Source organism: uncultured Tateyamaria sp., from assembly GCF_947503465.1.
Taxonomy (GTDB): Bacteria; Pseudomonadota; Alphaproteobacteria; order Rhodobacterales; family Rhodobacteraceae; genus Tateyamaria.
In genome coordinates, this window is sequence record NZ_CANNDN010000001.1 from 1,730,946 (window position 1) to 1,745,597 (window position 14,652).

The 14,652-nt window shown below is 62.9% G+C and carries 14 protein-coding genes; 8 read left to right on the forward strand and 6 right to left on the reverse strand.

The window, feature by feature from the left end; translation table 11 throughout:
* Positions 1-42: 42 nt before the first annotated feature.
* From Q0844_RS08770 to Q0844_RS08790, 5 genes are read left to right on the forward strand one after another with little or no spacing between them, the layout of a single operon-like run.
* Complete coding sequence (locus tag Q0844_RS08770; protein WP_299043979.1) at positions 43-1,110, forward strand: ABC transporter permease; 1,068 nt, start codon at positions 43-45, stop codon at positions 1,108-1,110.
* Positions 1,107-1,877, forward strand: a complete 771-nt coding sequence (locus Q0844_RS08775) for an ATP-binding cassette domain-containing protein (protein WP_299043981.1) — start codon at positions 1,107-1,109, stop codon at positions 1,875-1,877. Before Q0844_RS08770 ends, Q0844_RS08775 begins: the two co-directional genes overlap by 4 nt.
* Before the next feature lies 1 nt (position 1,878).
* Entirely contained in the window at positions 1,879-2,496 is a 618-nt protein-coding gene (locus Q0844_RS08780; protein WP_299043982.1) for an AAA family ATPase, read from the forward strand.
* Entirely contained in the window at positions 2,493-3,407 is a 915-nt protein-coding gene (locus Q0844_RS08785) for a carbohydrate kinase (protein WP_299043984.1), read from the forward strand. Before Q0844_RS08780 ends, Q0844_RS08785 begins: the two co-directional genes overlap by 4 nt.
* A gap of 4 nt (positions 3,408-3,411) precedes the next feature.
* A complete protein-coding gene (locus tag Q0844_RS08790; protein WP_299043986.1) occupies positions 3,412-4,077 on the forward strand; it encodes a D-lyxose/D-mannose family sugar isomerase in 666 nt (221 codons plus the stop codon).
* Here the strand turns inward: Q0844_RS08790 and Q0844_RS08795 are convergent.
* A complete protein-coding gene (locus tag Q0844_RS08795; RefSeq protein WP_299043988.1) occupies positions 4,064-7,465 on the reverse strand; it encodes an indolepyruvate ferredoxin oxidoreductase family protein in 3,402 nt (1,133 codons plus the stop codon). The two genes, Q0844_RS08790 and Q0844_RS08795, sit on opposite strands and share 14 nt — an antisense overlap.
* Positions 7,466-7,588: 123 nt before the next feature.
* Here Q0844_RS08795 and Q0844_RS08800 point away from each other — a divergent pair, with 123 nt between their 5' ends.
* Positions 7,589-8,047, forward strand: a complete 459-nt coding sequence (locus tag Q0844_RS08800) for an Lrp/AsnC family transcriptional regulator (RefSeq protein ID WP_299043990.1) — start codon at positions 7,589-7,591, stop codon at positions 8,045-8,047.
* On the opposite strand, the gene Q0844_RS08805 is transcribed toward Q0844_RS08800, so the two are convergent.
* Entirely contained in the window at positions 8,044-8,934 is an 891-nt protein-coding gene (locus Q0844_RS08805) for a LysR family transcriptional regulator (protein WP_299043992.1), read from the reverse strand. The two genes, Q0844_RS08800 and Q0844_RS08805, sit on opposite strands and share 4 nt — an antisense overlap.
* Before the next feature lie 100 nt (positions 8,935-9,034).
* Here Q0844_RS08805 and Q0844_RS08810 point away from each other — a divergent pair, with 100 nt between their 5' ends.
* Positions 9,035-9,670, forward strand: coding sequence for a YceI family protein (locus tag Q0844_RS08810; protein ID WP_299043994.1), 636 nt, complete (start codon positions 9,035-9,037; stop codon positions 9,668-9,670).
* Between the two features lie 3 nt (positions 9,671-9,673).
* Positions 9,674-10,414 (forward strand): SDR family oxidoreductase, encoded by a 741-nt coding sequence (locus tag Q0844_RS08815; protein WP_299043996.1) that lies wholly within the window; start codon positions 9,674-9,676, stop codon positions 10,412-10,414.
* A 40-nt stretch (positions 10,415-10,454) separates the two neighbouring features.
* Here Q0844_RS08815 and Q0844_RS08820 read toward each other — a convergent pair whose 3' ends face one another.
* The 4 genes from Q0844_RS08820 to Q0844_RS08835 are packed head-to-tail and all read right to left on the reverse strand — an operon-like array spanning position 10,455 to position 14,640.
* Positions 10,455-11,723, reverse strand: coding sequence for a glutamine synthetase family protein (locus Q0844_RS08820; RefSeq protein WP_299043998.1), 1,269 nt, complete (start codon positions 11,721-11,723; stop codon positions 10,455-10,457).
* Between the two features lie 5 nt (positions 11,724-11,728).
* Positions 11,729-12,949: a cytochrome P450 gene (locus Q0844_RS08825; RefSeq protein WP_299044000.1), complete on the reverse strand. Its 1,221-nt coding sequence runs from the start codon at positions 12,947-12,949 to the stop codon at positions 11,729-11,731.
* Positions 12,946-13,659, reverse strand: coding sequence for a type 1 glutamine amidotransferase (locus Q0844_RS08830; protein ID WP_299044001.1), 714 nt, complete (start codon positions 13,657-13,659; stop codon positions 12,946-12,948). The genes Q0844_RS08825 and Q0844_RS08830 overlap by 4 nt, the downstream gene beginning before the upstream one ends.
* Positions 13,660-13,707: 48 nt before the next feature.
* Positions 13,708-14,640, reverse strand: a complete 933-nt coding sequence (locus tag Q0844_RS08835; RefSeq protein ID WP_299044003.1) for a tripartite tricarboxylate transporter substrate-binding protein — start codon at positions 14,638-14,640, stop codon at positions 13,708-13,710.
* Between the last annotated feature and the right edge of the window lie 12 nt (positions 14,641-14,652).

The window sequence follows — 14,652 nt, forward strand, 5'->3', positions numbered from 1 at the left end:
CATCGCGCCTGCCCCTTTTCCTGGCCCAAGGATGGGACCCCCATGACCCAATCTGACAACTACGAGGCCGCCGTCTCCTCTGCTGACGCCACTGTCGCAGAGTTCGACGACCACCGCCGCGGCATCATCGGACGCATCCAGCATACGCTGCACCAGACCCCATCGCTGGTGCCGCTGATCGTGCTGATCTTCTCCATCGCCCTGTTCGGCATCCTGCTGGGCTCACGCTTTTTCTCGCCCTTCGCCCTGACGCTGATCCTGCAACAGGTGCAGATCGTGGGCGTGCTGGCGGCGGCGCAAACGCTGATCATCCTGACCGCGGGCATCGACCTGAGCGTCGGCGCCATCGCTGTCCTGTGCACCGTGGTGATGGGCAAGGCATCTTTCAGCTACGGCGTACCGCCCGCCGTGTCCGTCGCGATCGGCCTGACGGTCGGCACGGCCCTCGGCGCCATATCGGGCTGGCTGGTCAGCCGCATGAAACTGCCGCCCTTCATCGTCACCCTTGGCATGTGGCAAATCGTGCTGGCCGCGAACTATCTCTACTCTGCAAACGAAACCATCCGGTCCCAGGATATCGAGGCAGAGGCGTCATTCCTCCAGTTCCTCGGCACCAAGATCCAGTTTGGTGGCGCAACCTTCACGCTTGGGGTGCTGGGCATGATCGGGCTTTTTGTGGTGCTGGCCTATGCGCTGCGATCCACCGCCTGGGGCCGGCATGTTTACGCTGTCGGGGATGATCCCGAAGCGGCAGAGCTGTCCGGCGTCAATGTCCACAAGACCTACATGTCCGTCTATATGGCAGCCGGGTTCATCTGCGCATTGGCCGGCTGGGTCATGATCGGGCGCTTCGGCTCCATCTCGCCCTCGGCCACCACGGGCGTCATCGGCAACATCCAATCCATCACCGCCGTGGTGATCGGGGGTATCTCGCTCTTTGGCGGACGCGGCTCGATCGCCGGCGCCCTCTTTGGTGCGCTGATCGTGGGCGTGTTCGAACTGGGCCTGCGGATGGCCGGGGCGGACCCGCAATGGACCTTCATGCTGATCGGTCTGCTCATCATCGCGGCCGTGGCCGTCGACCAATGGATCAGAAAGGTAAGCGCATGACCGAGCCAATTCTCAAAGCCCGCAATCTGGTCAAGCGCTACGGCAAGGTCACAGCGCTCGACCACGCTGACTTCGACCTGATGCCGGGCGAGATTCTTGCCGTCATCGGCGACAACGGCGCGGGCAAATCCTCGATGATCAAGGCCGTATCCGGGGCCGTTGTTCCCGATCAGGGTCAGGTCTGGCTCGAAGGGAAAGAGGTCAAATTCCGCTCTCCGATCGAAGCGCGCGAGGAAGGGATCGAAACAGTCTATCAACAGCTTGCCATGTCCCCGGCGCTGTCCATTGCCGACAACATGTTCATGGGGCGCGAATTGCGCAAACCGGGGATCATGGGCAAGGTTTTCCGGCGGCTCGACAAACCGGCGATGGAAAAATTTGCCCGCGAAAAGCTGAGCGAACTGGGCCTCGCAACGATCCAGAACATCAACCAGGCAGTCGAATCGCTGTCGGGTGGCCAGCGCCAGGGTGTCGCCGTGGCCCGCGCCGCGGCCTTCGGGTCCAAGGTGGTCATCCTGGACGAACCAACCGCCGCACTCGGGGTCAAGGAAAGCCGCAAGGTGCTTGAGTTGATCCAGGACGTGCGGTCGCGCGGCATCCCGATCATCCTGATCAGCCACAACATGCCGCACGTGTTCGAAGTGGCCGATCGCATCCATGTACACCGCCTCGGCAAAAGGCTTTGCGTGATCGATCCCAAGGATCATTCGATGTCTGACGCCGTTGCCTACATGACCGGCGCGGCTGTCCCGGAGATGGCCGCCTGACATGACGCTCGACCAGATCTGTGCGCAGATCCTAGACAAACCGCCGGCACCCTATCGCCGGCTGGTGGCCATCGTCGGCCCACCCGCCAGCGGCAAAAGCACGCTGGCCGCCCGGGTGGCACGGCGGCTCACAGCGCAAGGCGAACCCGCTTCGGTCGTGCCGATGGACGGCTTTCATCTGGATGACCGGCTGTTGCAAGAGGATGGCACGCAGGCCCGCAAGGGCGCACCGCATACGTTCGACGCAGACGGTTTTGTGCGGATGATCGAGGCGCTGCAATCCGAGGCCCCCGTCATCTACCCCGTCTTTGACCGCAGCCGCGAAATTGCGATCGCAGGCGCGGGCCGCGTGCCCGCATCCTGCAAGACCGTCGTCGTCGAAGGAAACTACCTGCTGTTGAACACCCCGCCCTGGACACGGTTGCACGACCTTTGGACTTTCACCATTGCATTGCACCTGCCGATGGACGCACTGATCCAGCGGCTCAGGGATCGCTGGGCCGAGCACGGCAAACCAGATGCGCAAGCATGGATAGACACCAATGACGTGCCGAACATCACTACGGTGCGCACTCAATCGGCCCCGGCCGACGTAGTCTGGACGGAGACACAAACATGATCCTTTGTGCGGGCGAAGCCTTGATCGACATGATCCCGAACGCGGATGGCGCATACGTTCCGCATGTGGGGGGCGCAGTGCTGAACACCGCCGTGGCGTTGGGGCGTCTGGGCGTGGACGTGGGGCTGATCACCGGGCTGTCCTCTGACCCCTTTGGTACCATGATTGCGGATCACATGTCGGCCAGCCATGTCGCGACTGCATATGCCGTGCGCAGCGACCGCAATACGACGCTGGCCTTTGTGCATCTCGATCAGGGCAACGCGACGTACACGTTCTATGACGACGCAACAGCAACGCGCGCTATCCAACCCATTGATATTGCTTCTGTCCCCGCGGGGACAAACGCCATGTTCTTCGGTGGAATATCGTTGTGCAACCCACCCGTGGCCGACAGTTTGCTTGATCTGGCCCTGTCCCAGTCCGCCGACCGGCTGGTGATGGCAGACCCCAATATCCGCCCCGGTTTCGTGTCGGATCACGCGGGCTACCGCGCGCGGTTGACCAAGTTGATTGCACGCGCCGATATCGTGAAATTGTCGGACGATGACATCGCCTGGATGGTCCCCGACGGTGATCTGGCAGCCAAGGCGCGCGCGATCCTCGACTTGGGCTGCAAGATGCTGCTCCTGACCGAGGGCGGCGACGGCGCCACGGCGCATCTTGCCAACGGCGCACAGGTCCGCGTGGCTGCGGAAAAGGCACAGGTGGTCGATACGGTCGGCGCGGGTGACACGTTCAACGCAGGCTGCCTTGCCGCGCTGGACCGCGCCGGGGCCCTGTCGCCCGCAGCGATCCAGGCATTGGACAAACCGACAATCACCGACATGCTCAGCCTCGCCGCACGTGCCGCGGCCGTTACCGTTTCTCGCGCCGGGGCAAACCCGCCGTGGCAATCCGAACTGGAGTGATCCAATGAAACGATCCCGCGTGAATGATATCCTTGCCAGCGGCGCCGACTTCTTTGCCCGGCACGGCTGGACCGTGCCGCCCTTCGGCACCTGGACCCCGGACGAGATGCGCAGTGACAAGGCGGCCCATATCCGCGACCGGCGTCTTGGCTGGGACATCACCGATTACGGACAGGGCAGGTTCGACGAGATGGGCCTGTTCCTTTTCACCATGCGCAACGGCGACCTGACCGAAATGGGCCAGCAGGGCGCGATGCTCTACGCGGAAAAGCTGATGATCTCGCGGCAGGATCAACTGTCTCCGATGCACCGTCACGTGCTCAAGACCGAAGACATTATCAACCGCGGTGGTGCCACGCTGGTGCTGGAGCTGTTCACCTGCGACGCCGAGGGACAGATTGACCGCAAGGCGGACGTGAACGTTTTAACCGACGGTGTACCGGTGACCCTGCCCGCAGGCGGTCACCTGAAACTGCCGGTGGGTGCGTCCGTGACGCTGACGCCCACCACGTGGCACGCGTTCTGGGGCGACGGGGGCGATTGCCTGATCCACGAGGTCTCGACCGTCAATGACGACCTGACCGACAACATCTTTGCCGACCCCATCGGGCGCTTTTCAGATATCGATGAAGACGCCACGCCATCGCATTTGCTGGTCAGCGACTACTAGCCCGCTCAAGCGCTGCATCCGCGTCCGGTTTATGCCGGGCGACCGCGTCCGCTTTGACCGGGCCGTAGCCGCGAAATTCAAGCGGTGCGGCAAGAAATTCGTGCGCTGATGCGCGATCAGCGATGCCGTTGCTCAAGCGCGCCAAGCCGTCGACATACCAGTCAATCAACGCCCGCTCTTCCCGCCGTTCGGCCATGTAACCAAAGGGGTCCGCCCACGTACCGCGCAGGCGCTTGCCCCGTGCCAGGACCCGCATCATGGCGTGCATCCAAGGGCCGAAGACCCGTTTGACCGGCCGCCCCCGCGCATCCTTCTTGCGCGACAGGACAGGTGGCGCGAGGTGGTGGCGTACCCGGAAATCACCGTCGAACTGACTGTCCAGACCGCGAATAAAACCGGTCTGCGTATGCAGGCGCGCGACCTCGTACTCGTCCTTGTAGGCCATCAGCTTGTACAGCGCCCGGGCCGCAAGCACACGGCTTGCCTCATCAAAGCCGCGGGTAAACTCAAGCACGTCGCGGTAGCGCGCGGCATAGGCCCTGTCCTGATACGCGGTCAGCAACTCTGCCCGGTGCGCAATGATCTCATCCATCGTCGCCGGCGTCTTTGCCGCGGACGGCACCTCAAGCAGATCGGGATTTTGCGCCCATATCCGACCGATATCGAACGCGCGCGCATTTCGGTCAACCGCCACACCGTTCAACTGGATCGCCTGTTTCAGCGCCATCTCGCTGACAGGTACCAACCCTTTCTGCCACGCAGCACCCAGCAACATGACATTTGCGAACACGCTGTCCCCCAACAGCCGTTCGGCCAATGCGTTGGCGTCCAGCGACCAAAGGTTATCGGACCCGATCACCCCGGCAATCGCCGCTTCACGGTCATCCACGCGCAGGCTGGCGTCACGGTGCAGCACCAGATCGCCCGTCGGCATTTCTGCCCGGTTCAGCACCATGCGCGTGCCGCTGTGATAATGGGCGGACGCCTTGGGTGCCGACGACACAACCACATCGCAGCCGATCACCGCATTCGCAGCGGCGTCTTCGATGCGCACCTGATGCAACGCGTCCGGCGTCTGTCCCAATCGGATGTAACTGAGAACGGTACCGAACTTCTGCGCAAAGCCGGTGAAATCCAGAACGGACGCCCCGCGCCCCTCAAGATGCGCGGCCATGGTGGCAAGCGCGCCCACCGTGACCACGCCGGTTCCGCCGACGCCTGTCACCAGCAAGTCAAAAGGTGCTTCAAGCGTGGGCAGATCAGGAAGAGGCAGATCGCCAAGATGCTGTGCCACGTCAAAGGCTTGCGCCTTGGGCGCTTTGCGCACCGCCCCTTCGACGGTGACAAAGCTGGGACAGAACCCCTTGAGGCAGGACATGTCCGCATTGCAGGTCGACTGGTTGATCTTCCGCTTGCGCCCCAGCGGGGTCTCCAACGGCTCGACGCTCAGGCAATTGCTTTCGACCGAGCAGTCACCGCATCCCTCGCACACCTCGGGATTGATGACGGCAAAGGTTGTGACCGGCGGCAGGCTGCCCCGCTTGCGGCGGCGCCGCTTTTCGGTGGCGCAGGTCTGTTCAAAGATCAGGACGGTGACGCCGGGAACATCGCGCAAAGTGCGCTGTACCGCATCCAGATCATCACGGTCATGGAAACTGGTCCCCGGCGGGAACGCTGCGGTTTTGAACTTGCGCACGTCATCCGACACCAGCGCAATGCGGTCGACCCCTTCAGCGCGGGCGGACCACGCAATTGCCTCGACACTCACCGGCCCATCCACAGGTTGCCCGCCGGTCATGGCCACCGCGTCATTGAACAGCACCTTGTAGGTGATGTTGGTCCCCGCAGCGACCGCCTGCCGGATGGCGAGGCTGCCCGAATGATACCATGTCCCTTCACCGAGGTTCTGGAACACATGTTTGCCGCCGTTGAACTTTGATGCTGCCGCCCAAGGCACGCCCTCGCCGCCCATCTGGGCATAACCGCCCGTATCCCGGTCCATCCAGGCGGCCATGACATGGCAGCCGATGCCCGACGCGGCGCGCGACCCATCGGGAACCTTGGTCGAGGTGTTGTGCGGGCAGCCCGAGCAGAAATAAGGGGTGCGCTTGGCGCCTTGAATGTTCAGCAGCTTGGGCGGGCTTTGCAGCGCCTTGGCCCGCGCGGGCAAGTCCAGATCGGGCACAAAACCGTGCAACCGCTGCGCGATCAACGGCGCCAGCAGTTTCGGCGACAGCTCTCCGGTCCACGGCACCAGCGGCGCACCTGTTTCATCATGTTTGCCCACCATACGCTCTGGTATGTCATGGGACAGGTCAAACAGCGCTTCCTTGAGCTGGCTCTCGATGATCCCGCGCTTTTCCTCGATCACCATCACCTCGCGCTTGCCCCGCGCAAAGGCGCGCGCATCACCCAAGGCAAGCGGCCACACCATGCCGATCTTGTAGATGTCGATGCCACGTGCCTTGCACGTCGCCGCATCAAGGCCAAGCAGCCGCAGCGCCTCCATCAGGTCCAGGTGCGCCTTGCCGGTGGTGACAAACCCAAAGGGCGCGTCGGCCACGTCATAGATCCGCCGGTCAATCGGGTTGGCCCGGGCAAAGGCCTGCACGGCGTCCAGCTTGTGGCCGATCCGCAACTCGATCTCGGGGCTGGGCAGGTCCGAGGGGCGGATATGCAGGCCACCCGGCGGCGCAACATAGTCCGGTTGGGCAAAGACGGGATCGGGCGGCAGAACCAGGGACGCCCCGCTTTCCACGGTTTCCGAGATGGCCTTGAACCCCACCCAGGTCCCTGAAAAACGGCTGAGCGCGATGCCCCACGCGCCGAACTCCAGATACTCGGCCACCGATGCGGGGTTCAGCGTTGGCATGAACCATGCCATGAAGGCCACGTCGGACTGGTGCGGCATCGAGGACGACACGCATCCATGATCATCGCCCGCCACAACCAGCACCCCGCCCAGGGGCGATGACCCGTATGCGTTTCCATGCCTGAGCGCATCCCCGGACCGGTCCACGCCGGGGCCTTTGCCATACCACATGGAAAACACGCCCTCGTACCGGCAATCAGGGTCCAGAACCGCCTGCTGCGCGCCCAGCACGGCCGTGGCGCCAAGATCCTCGTTCACGGCGGGCATGAAGGTGATATCGGCACCGTCCGTCCGATCCCGTGCCCGCCACAGTTCCAGATCAAGCCCCCCCAGGGGCGACCCCCGGTAACCCGATATGAACCCCGCCGTGTTGCGCCCCGCATCGCGGTCACGGCGGGCCTGATCCAACATGATGCGCACCAACGCCTGGGTCCCGGTCAGGAACACGCGCCCCTTGGTCCGGTCATAGCGATCGGTCAGCGCATAGGTGTCAAAGCGGTGGTGTGGGTCAGACATGCGGTTCCTCCTGCCCACAATATGGGGGCTCTGGCGTGACGGGAGATTTCAGATTTTCGCCGCAGCCTGATACCTTTGGATAATCCGGTCGCTAAATTGGTTAATTTTGAGTAAACATTCCTGATGACACTCGACCATCGCGATCACATCCTTTTGCGACAACTGCAAGTGGATAGCCGTATCTCGAATGCGGACCTGGCCGAAATGGCGGGCATGTCGCCCTCTGCCTGTTGGCGCAGGGTCAAGGCGCTGGAAGAGGTCGGGATCATTGACCGCTATGGTGCCATCGTCAATCCACAGGCGGCGGGGTTTCAGTTTCAGGCCATCGTGCATGTGCAATTGGCCCGCCATTCGGAGGACGATCTGTCATCGTTTATCCGCGCGGTCGAGACACGCCGCGAGGTGGTGGAGTGTTACGCGACGACGGGGCAATCGGATTATCAGATGCGTGTCCTGTGTGCCGATCTGGATGCGTATAACGCGTTCCTTGAAACCTTCCTGTTTCGGTTGCCTGCCGTGGCCAGCGCACAAACCAACGTGGTCCTGCGCGAGATCAAACGGAACACCGGCATCGGGTTCTAGCGCAGACGGGCGCGTAAAAAGTCGATCACGGCCCGTACCTTGGCGGGCAGATAGGCACGGCTTGGGTACAGCAACCAGGCGCCCGTGTCAAAAGTTGTGGCCGTCACCTGATGGTCGGGGAACAGGTCGACCAGGCGGCCATCCTTCAGGTCGCGCTGCGTCATCCAATCCGCCAGAAGCGCCGGGCCCAGCCCGTTCCGGGCCGCCGCCCGCAGGGCCAGTGCGTTCGAAATGAGGATGGGGCCTGTGACGCCGACCACTGTTTCCGCCTGCTGCTGGCGAAACCGCCACTCTGTGCGATATTCGGGCAATGTCATGCGCAGGCACTGGTGCGCGGACAGCCCCGCTGGCGTATCCGGCGCGCCGTGGGTCTGGACATAGGCGGGGGCCGCGACAACCCTGTACCGGGTCGCGCAAAGCCGCGCACTGATCAGATCACCCTTGGGCGCGGGTGCCAGCCTGATCGCCAGATCGATCTGCCCCCCGACCAAGTCGACGGTCTGATCGCTCAGGATCAGTTCCAGCGCAATCTCGGGCAAGGCGCTGCGCAGATCCGACAGCAACGGCACGATCATATCGTGCCCGAACGCAACGGACGCCGTCAGACGGACCCGACCCGAGGGGCGCGTGCTGATCTCTGCAGCGGCATCCCGTGCCAGATCCAGGTCGTCCAACAGCGGCCCGATCCGGTCGAGGTACAGCGCACCCGCTTCCGTCAGTGTCAGGGTGCGGGTGGAGCGTTGAAACAGTCGCAACCCCAGCTGCGCTTCGATCCCCGCCACCGTGCGGCTGACCGAGCTGGGATCAACATCCAGCACGCGCGCAACGGCGGCAAAGCTGTGATGCTGCGCGACAAGTTGCACGGTCCGAAGGGCGGCGATGTCCATTCATGCAGTTTATTCACTAATGCCATGCATGCAAGCCGGTTTCTTGCGCAACGCACGGCATCTACATCGTTGGCACACGCAACCCAATTGGAGAGCCTCCATGTTCCGCACCCTGCCCCTTGCCGCCCTTTTGATGGGCACCCTGCCCGCGCATGCCGCCCCGACCGAATGGACCCTGGATCTGGGTCACGCGCATATCGGATGGGAAATCAATCACATGGGCCTAAGCCGCACAGTTGGCCGGTTCAATTCCTACGATGGCACCTTCCTGATCGACGAAGAGAATCCCGCGAATTCGCAAATCACCTTCACCATCGATGCCGCCAGCATCGACAGCAACCATGCGGATCGCGATGGGCACTTGCGCCACGCGGACTATCTGCACGCTGACACCCATGCGCAGATCACCTTTGTCTCGACCGACATCCTGATGTTGACACCAAGTTCGGGCAAGTTGACCGGTGACTTGACCATGCGCGGCCAGACAGCCCCCGTGACGCTTGACTTCACGATGGTGCGCGACCGGGTCTATCCCGATTTCATCCCCAATTATGACGAGGTGCGCGTGGTCGGCTTTGAAGCCACCGGAGAAATCCTGCGGCTGGATCACGGCATGGACTTCATCGCGTTTCTGGACAGCCCGACGGGTTTGAGCGTGGACGTGGACCTGCATTTCGACCTTGTTCAATGTGCAGACGCGCCGGACACCAATATCCCCTGCACCTGGGGACGCTGAGCGATGGAGCATGTGACAGGCAAGACAGTTGTCATCACCGGCGCCAGCAAGGGGATCGGCGCGGCAACCGCCCGGGTCCTTGCGCGGCTTGGCGCGCGCGTGGTGCTTGCAGCGCGGTCAGCGGAGGCATTGGCGGACCTTGCGACCGACATCGGCGGGATGGCCGTGCCTTGCGATGTCAGCGATTGGGCGCAGGTCCAATCCCTGATGTCTCAGGTCGGCGACGTGGATGTTCTGGTGAACAATGCCGGGCTGATAGACCCAATCGCCCGCTTGGCAGACAGCGATCCCGACGCCTGGGGCAGCGTTGTCGATGTGAATGTGAAGGGCGTCTATCACGGCATGCGCGCGGCATTGCCGGGCATGATTGCCCGCGGGTCGGGCACGATCATCAACATCTCGTCCGGCGCAGCCACCGGTGCACTGGAAGGTTGGAGCCATTATTGCGCGACCAAGGCCGCCGTGTTGTCGTTGACCCGCGTCGCCGACAAGGAAGCGCGCGGCGCCGGTGTGCGGGTATTGGGCCTGTCCCCCGGGACCGTCGCCACCGACATGCAGCGCGACATCGCCGCGTCGGGCATCAATCCGGTCAGTCAATTGCCATGGGACGCGCACATCCCGCCCGAATGGGTCGGCCAGACCATTGCGGTTTTGATGGGACCATTGGGCGATGACTATCGCGGGGTGGATTTTTCCCTGAAGACAGAGGAAGGCCGCGCCGCAGCGGGCCTGCCGCCGCTGTAATCGCCGGAAGTCGCGTCGGCCTTTCGATTGGATGACCGCGCTAGACGAAGGGCAAGTAGAAGTCGCGCACCTCGTCCACTGACCTGTCCTTCAGTCGCTTCCATTCATCCTGCTTGAGGAAGATGACTGCATCACAGATCGCTTCCCCTACGGCCGTGCGCAAAGCGGTATCCGCGTCAAGCGCGGCCAATGCCTTGTCCAGCGACGACGGCACGTGGCGCGTCGCGCGGACATTGTCCAAGCCGTCCAGGTCTTCGGCAGGGGCCAACGCATGGCCGTTTTCCATCCCAAGGCGGGCGGCCTGCAATACGGCCGTTACCGCAAGATACGGATTGGTCGCGCAATCCGCCATGCGGTGTTCCAGCCGGGCGGATCGGGGCGACGTCACGCATGACCGGGTCGTGACCAATCGGTGATCGTCGGCCCAGTTCGCCCAGTATCCGGCCATCGACGCAGGCCCCAGACGGTCATAGCTGTTGACCGTCATCGCCAGCAGCCCGGCCAGCCCTTCGTGGTGGTGGATCAGCCCCGCTATGCAAGCGTTGGCGATGTCCGACAACTGCCCGTCAGGCGCAATCACGTTGGCACCCTGCGCATCCGCAAAGCTGAAATTCACGTGCAGGCCGGACCCGCCACGATCCGGAATCGGCTTTGGCAGAAAGGTCAGCAACAGCCCCATCTCGGCCGCCACGTCCCGCGCCATGCTGCGGAACAAAAATGCGTTGTCGCAGGCGGCGAGGGCCCCCTCGAACTTGAGTGTCAGCTCGAATTGGCCGTTGTCATATTCGCCGTTCATGGATTCGATGGGCAAGCCCACGGCATGGGCCGTCGACCAAAGCGCATCCATCAGGCCCGCGGGATCGTTCTGCGGGCCTGTCCCGTAAACGAAGGCCCCCGGCGTATCATAAGGCGTCCAGATCCCGTCGGCATCCTGCTGAAAGACATAAGCTTCCATTTCAAGGCCGACCATCGGGCTCAGTCCCCTGGCCTCCCACGCGGCAATGGCCGCCTGCAAACGCCCGCGGGCACACAACCCGAACGGCGCGCCATCCGCGTGCAACATGCCCAGCGCGATGTCGCTGTTGCCCAGCCAATCGGCGCGCCGATCCCGGTCCAGCACCAGTTCCATGTCCGGGATGCCGTCGAACACACCGGCCCCCGGCACCGGGATCAGGTCGCGGTCGAAAGTGGTGCCAAACACGCCCCGCGCAAAACCGATCTTGCCCCCAGCGGCCACATCCGGCGGCACGAACTTGCCGCGCGGCAGGTTCAGCAGATCACAGAACAAGGTACGCGTGCGGTTCGTCATGTCGGTCACTTCAGGCTTGGGCGGACGGTCAGGGATTTGACCCCGCAAATAAAGTTTGAACGGGTCCAGGTGGGGCTGTCCACAGCCCTGAGTGCGGTGATGCGGCCCGCCAGTTCCTGCAACACGCATTTCAGTTCCAGCTTGGCCAGCCACATGCCCAGACACACGTGCGGGCCGCCCTGTCCGAAGGCCAGATGCCGGTTCGGGCTGCGGTCCAGGTGGGCGGTGTGCGGGTCATCAAACACCGCCTCATCCCGGCTGCCCGATACGAACCACATCAGCACCTTGTCCCCTGCCCGGATCGTTTTACCGTGCATCTGGACATCCCGTGTGGCTGTGCGCCGGAAATGCAATGTGGGGGACGCAAGGCGAATGAACTCATCCGCACAGCTCTCCCATACGCCACCGCCTTGCAAGGTCTCCAGCAGACCTTTCTGCTGTGTCAGCAGATGCAAGGCCATCGCGATGGAATAGCGCGTCGTGTCATTGCCTGCCGCCACCAGAAGGCAAAAGAAATTCTTGAAATCCTGCCCCCGGATCGCGCCATCCTCTGCCCTCAGGACACGGGCCAGAATGCCCGCGTCGTCCACGTGCCGTCTGCCGCTCAGGATCTCTTGGGCATAATCATACAACTCGACTCCCGCGGGCGACCGGAAGGGCATCATGCGATAGGCGTCGGTATCGACCTTGTCGATGACAGTGTCGGTAAAGTCGGGATCGGTGTTGCCGATCAACGCATCGCCCCGGTCCACCAGCCAATCCAGGTCCGCATCGGACACGCCAAGGATGCGCCCCAGCATCAACATCGGCAGCCGCTTGGCGATCTTGTCCACGGCATCGAATTCCACGTGATCCAATGCCTCTGCCACGATATCACGTGCAAGGTCGCGGATCAGGGGTTCGAACTGTGCCACCACGGGTTTGGCAAAAGCCGGGTTCACCGCGCGCCGGGTTGCTGAATGCTCCGGTGGGTCCGTTTCCTGAAAGGTGCGCCGCGCCAGATACTCGGCGCGGCTCTGGTCCTCGATCCGAATGCCCTGCGCGCTGGAAAACACACCCGTATCCTTCTGTGCGGCCATGATGTCGGCATAGCGGGTCAGTGACCAGAATCCCTTGTCCGCTCCATACGCATCCGTCCAGTGCAGGGGATGCGCCGCGCGCATCTGGGTAAAGGTGTCATGCGGCACGCCGTCCACAAAACTGTCGTGATCGGCAAGGTTTTTCATGGCGTGCCCCCGAAAAACCGCGTGACCCAATCGGCCATCAAAGGCCCGTCATTGGTGCGGTTCAACGTGGCTTCGGCCTCCGCCACCTCTTCCGCGCTCAGATGCGGCTTGGTGTAATCCAGCACACAGCGCATGAACGGATCGGAAAACTCGGGATGCGCCTGCGTGGTAAAGATGTGATTGTCCCTGGCAAATCCGGCAATCGCGCATTTCGGAGAGGTGGCATAAGCCACGCACCCGTCGGGCAGCACCGTCACCGCGTCGTGGTGAAACTGGTACAGACCAAGCGACGGCGCGGGCGGCTGCATCCATGGCATGGCCCGTGTCACGCGCACATGATCAATGCCGATGTTCCAGTCCTGCCGCGCCACTTGCCCGCCCAAGGCAACCGCAATGGCCTGATGCCCGAAACACGCCCCGAACAGCGGTTTACGCGCCATATCGCAGGCCCGGATAAAGTCATAAAGCGCTGGCAGGAAGGACAAATCATCCAGTACGCTTAACGGCGAACCGGTGATCAGGTACGCATCCTGTTCATGCAGGTCGCGCGGCACCTCGCCCCCGATGGTCATGTAGACGCGGTAGTTGAAGCGTTGGGCCTGCGCGTCGAACAGGTCCCGGAATCGGTGCGCGTCGTCGGGAAAGGCATCGCCCACCTCGGCCGACCGGTCATGGTTCACTTGAAGGATGCCAAGGTTCAGGCGCGTCATGGATTTTCCTTTGGGAAAGGGGGGCGGCCACGGCCACCCCCGCTGGGGTCAGCGGCCCAGGATCTCGTTGATCTCCGCTGATTTGGCGCGGTCCGCTTCGATGCGTGCCTGCGCCTCTGCCTGACCCTGCCAGTAGACGGCGGCACCGGTCTCGGCCATCAGCTTTTGCGCCGCGTCCGAGGCCATGGTCTTGGCTGCAACTTCGGCAATCGTGTCGATCACCTCCTGCGGCGTACCCTTGGTCACGAACAGGCCATTCCACAACTCGACATCGTTGACGCCTGCCTGCGCGGCAATGGTTTCAACGCCGTCCAGCTTGGCAATCGGGTTCGCGCCGATATTGCCCAGCACGTTGATGTCACCCAGGCAGGGTTCGATCAGGGCCAGCGTGGTGTTGATCACATCCGCATCGCCCGAAGACAGCGTGTTGCAGTCCAGAAGGTCAAAGGCAGAGTCGTCCGCGAATTCAAAGCCCATCTTGGCCGCCGCCGCCATGGACACGGCGGTGGGCGTCAGGCCGGCACCGAAGTGGCCCAGCACGACGTCGTTTTCTTTCGCGTATTCAGCCAGGTCCGCCATGTTGGAATAGGGCGCGTCGCCTGAAGCGGCCAGCACAAAGGGATAGGTCAGAAAGATGCCGATAGGGACAAAGCTGTCTTCTTCGATGCCGATATCGATCTTGGGGCCAACGACCGGCACACCGATCACAAACGACCCGATGACGGACCCGTCATTTGGTGCGTTCAGCACTTCCAGCGCACCGGGGAACGGACCGTCACCGCCACCGGGCCGGTTCACGACAGACGCAGGTTGCCCTGTCGCTTCGGCCATGTCCGCGGCGATCATGCGGGTCAGGATGTCCTCGAAATCTCCGGGGGGCCACGGCACGATGAACTGCACCGGACCGGTGGGATATTCGGCCAAGGCGGGACCGGTAAGGGCAGCCAGCGCAAGGGCGGCCGAGGTCAAAAGCTTTTTCATGTGTACTCTCCC

What these genes read in the sequence shown, in the direction of transcription:
- Q0844_RS08770 (WP_299043979.1), top strand. Translation starts at nt 43, where the DNA reads ATGACCCAATCTGACAACTACGAGGCCGCCGTCTCCTCTGCTGACGCC.
- Q0844_RS08775 (WP_299043981.1), top strand. Translation starts at nt 1,107, where the DNA reads ATGACCGAGCCAATTCTCAAAGCCCGCAATCTGGTCAAGCGCTACGGC.
- Q0844_RS08780 (WP_299043982.1), top strand. Translation starts at nt 1,879, where the DNA reads ATGACGCTCGACCAGATCTGTGCGCAGATCCTAGACAAACCGCCGGCA.
- Q0844_RS08785 (WP_299043984.1), top strand. Translation starts at nt 2,493, where the DNA reads ATGATCCTTTGTGCGGGCGAAGCCTTGATCGACATGATCCCGAACGCG.
- Q0844_RS08790 (WP_299043986.1), top strand. Translation starts at nt 3,412, where the DNA reads ATGAAACGATCCCGCGTGAATGATATCCTTGCCAGCGGCGCCGACTTC.
- Q0844_RS08795 (WP_299043988.1), bottom strand. Translation starts at nt 7,465, where the DNA reads ATGTCTGACCCACACCACCGCTTTGACACCTATGCGCTGACCGATCGC.
- Q0844_RS08800 (WP_299043990.1), top strand. Translation starts at nt 7,589, where the DNA reads ATGACACTCGACCATCGCGATCACATCCTTTTGCGACAACTGCAAGTG.
- Q0844_RS08805 (WP_299043992.1), bottom strand. Translation starts at nt 8,934, where the DNA reads ATGGACATCGCCGCCCTTCGGACCGTGCAACTTGTCGCGCAGCATCAC.
- Q0844_RS08810 (WP_299043994.1), top strand. Translation starts at nt 9,035, where the DNA reads ATGTTCCGCACCCTGCCCCTTGCCGCCCTTTTGATGGGCACCCTGCCC.
- Q0844_RS08815 (WP_299043996.1), top strand. Translation starts at nt 9,674, where the DNA reads ATGGAGCATGTGACAGGCAAGACAGTTGTCATCACCGGCGCCAGCAAG.
- Q0844_RS08820 (WP_299043998.1), bottom strand. Translation starts at nt 11,723, where the DNA reads ATGACGAACCGCACGCGTACCTTGTTCTGTGATCTGCTGAACCTGCCG.
- Q0844_RS08825 (WP_299044000.1), bottom strand. Translation starts at nt 12,949, where the DNA reads ATGAAAAACCTTGCCGATCACGACAGTTTTGTGGACGGCGTGCCGCAT.
- Q0844_RS08830 (WP_299044001.1), bottom strand. Translation starts at nt 13,659, where the DNA reads ATGACGCGCCTGAACCTTGGCATCCTTCAAGTGAACCATGACCGGTCG.
- Q0844_RS08835 (WP_299044003.1), bottom strand. Translation starts at nt 14,640, where the DNA reads ATGAAAAAGCTTTTGACCTCGGCCGCCCTTGCGCTGGCTGCCCTTACC.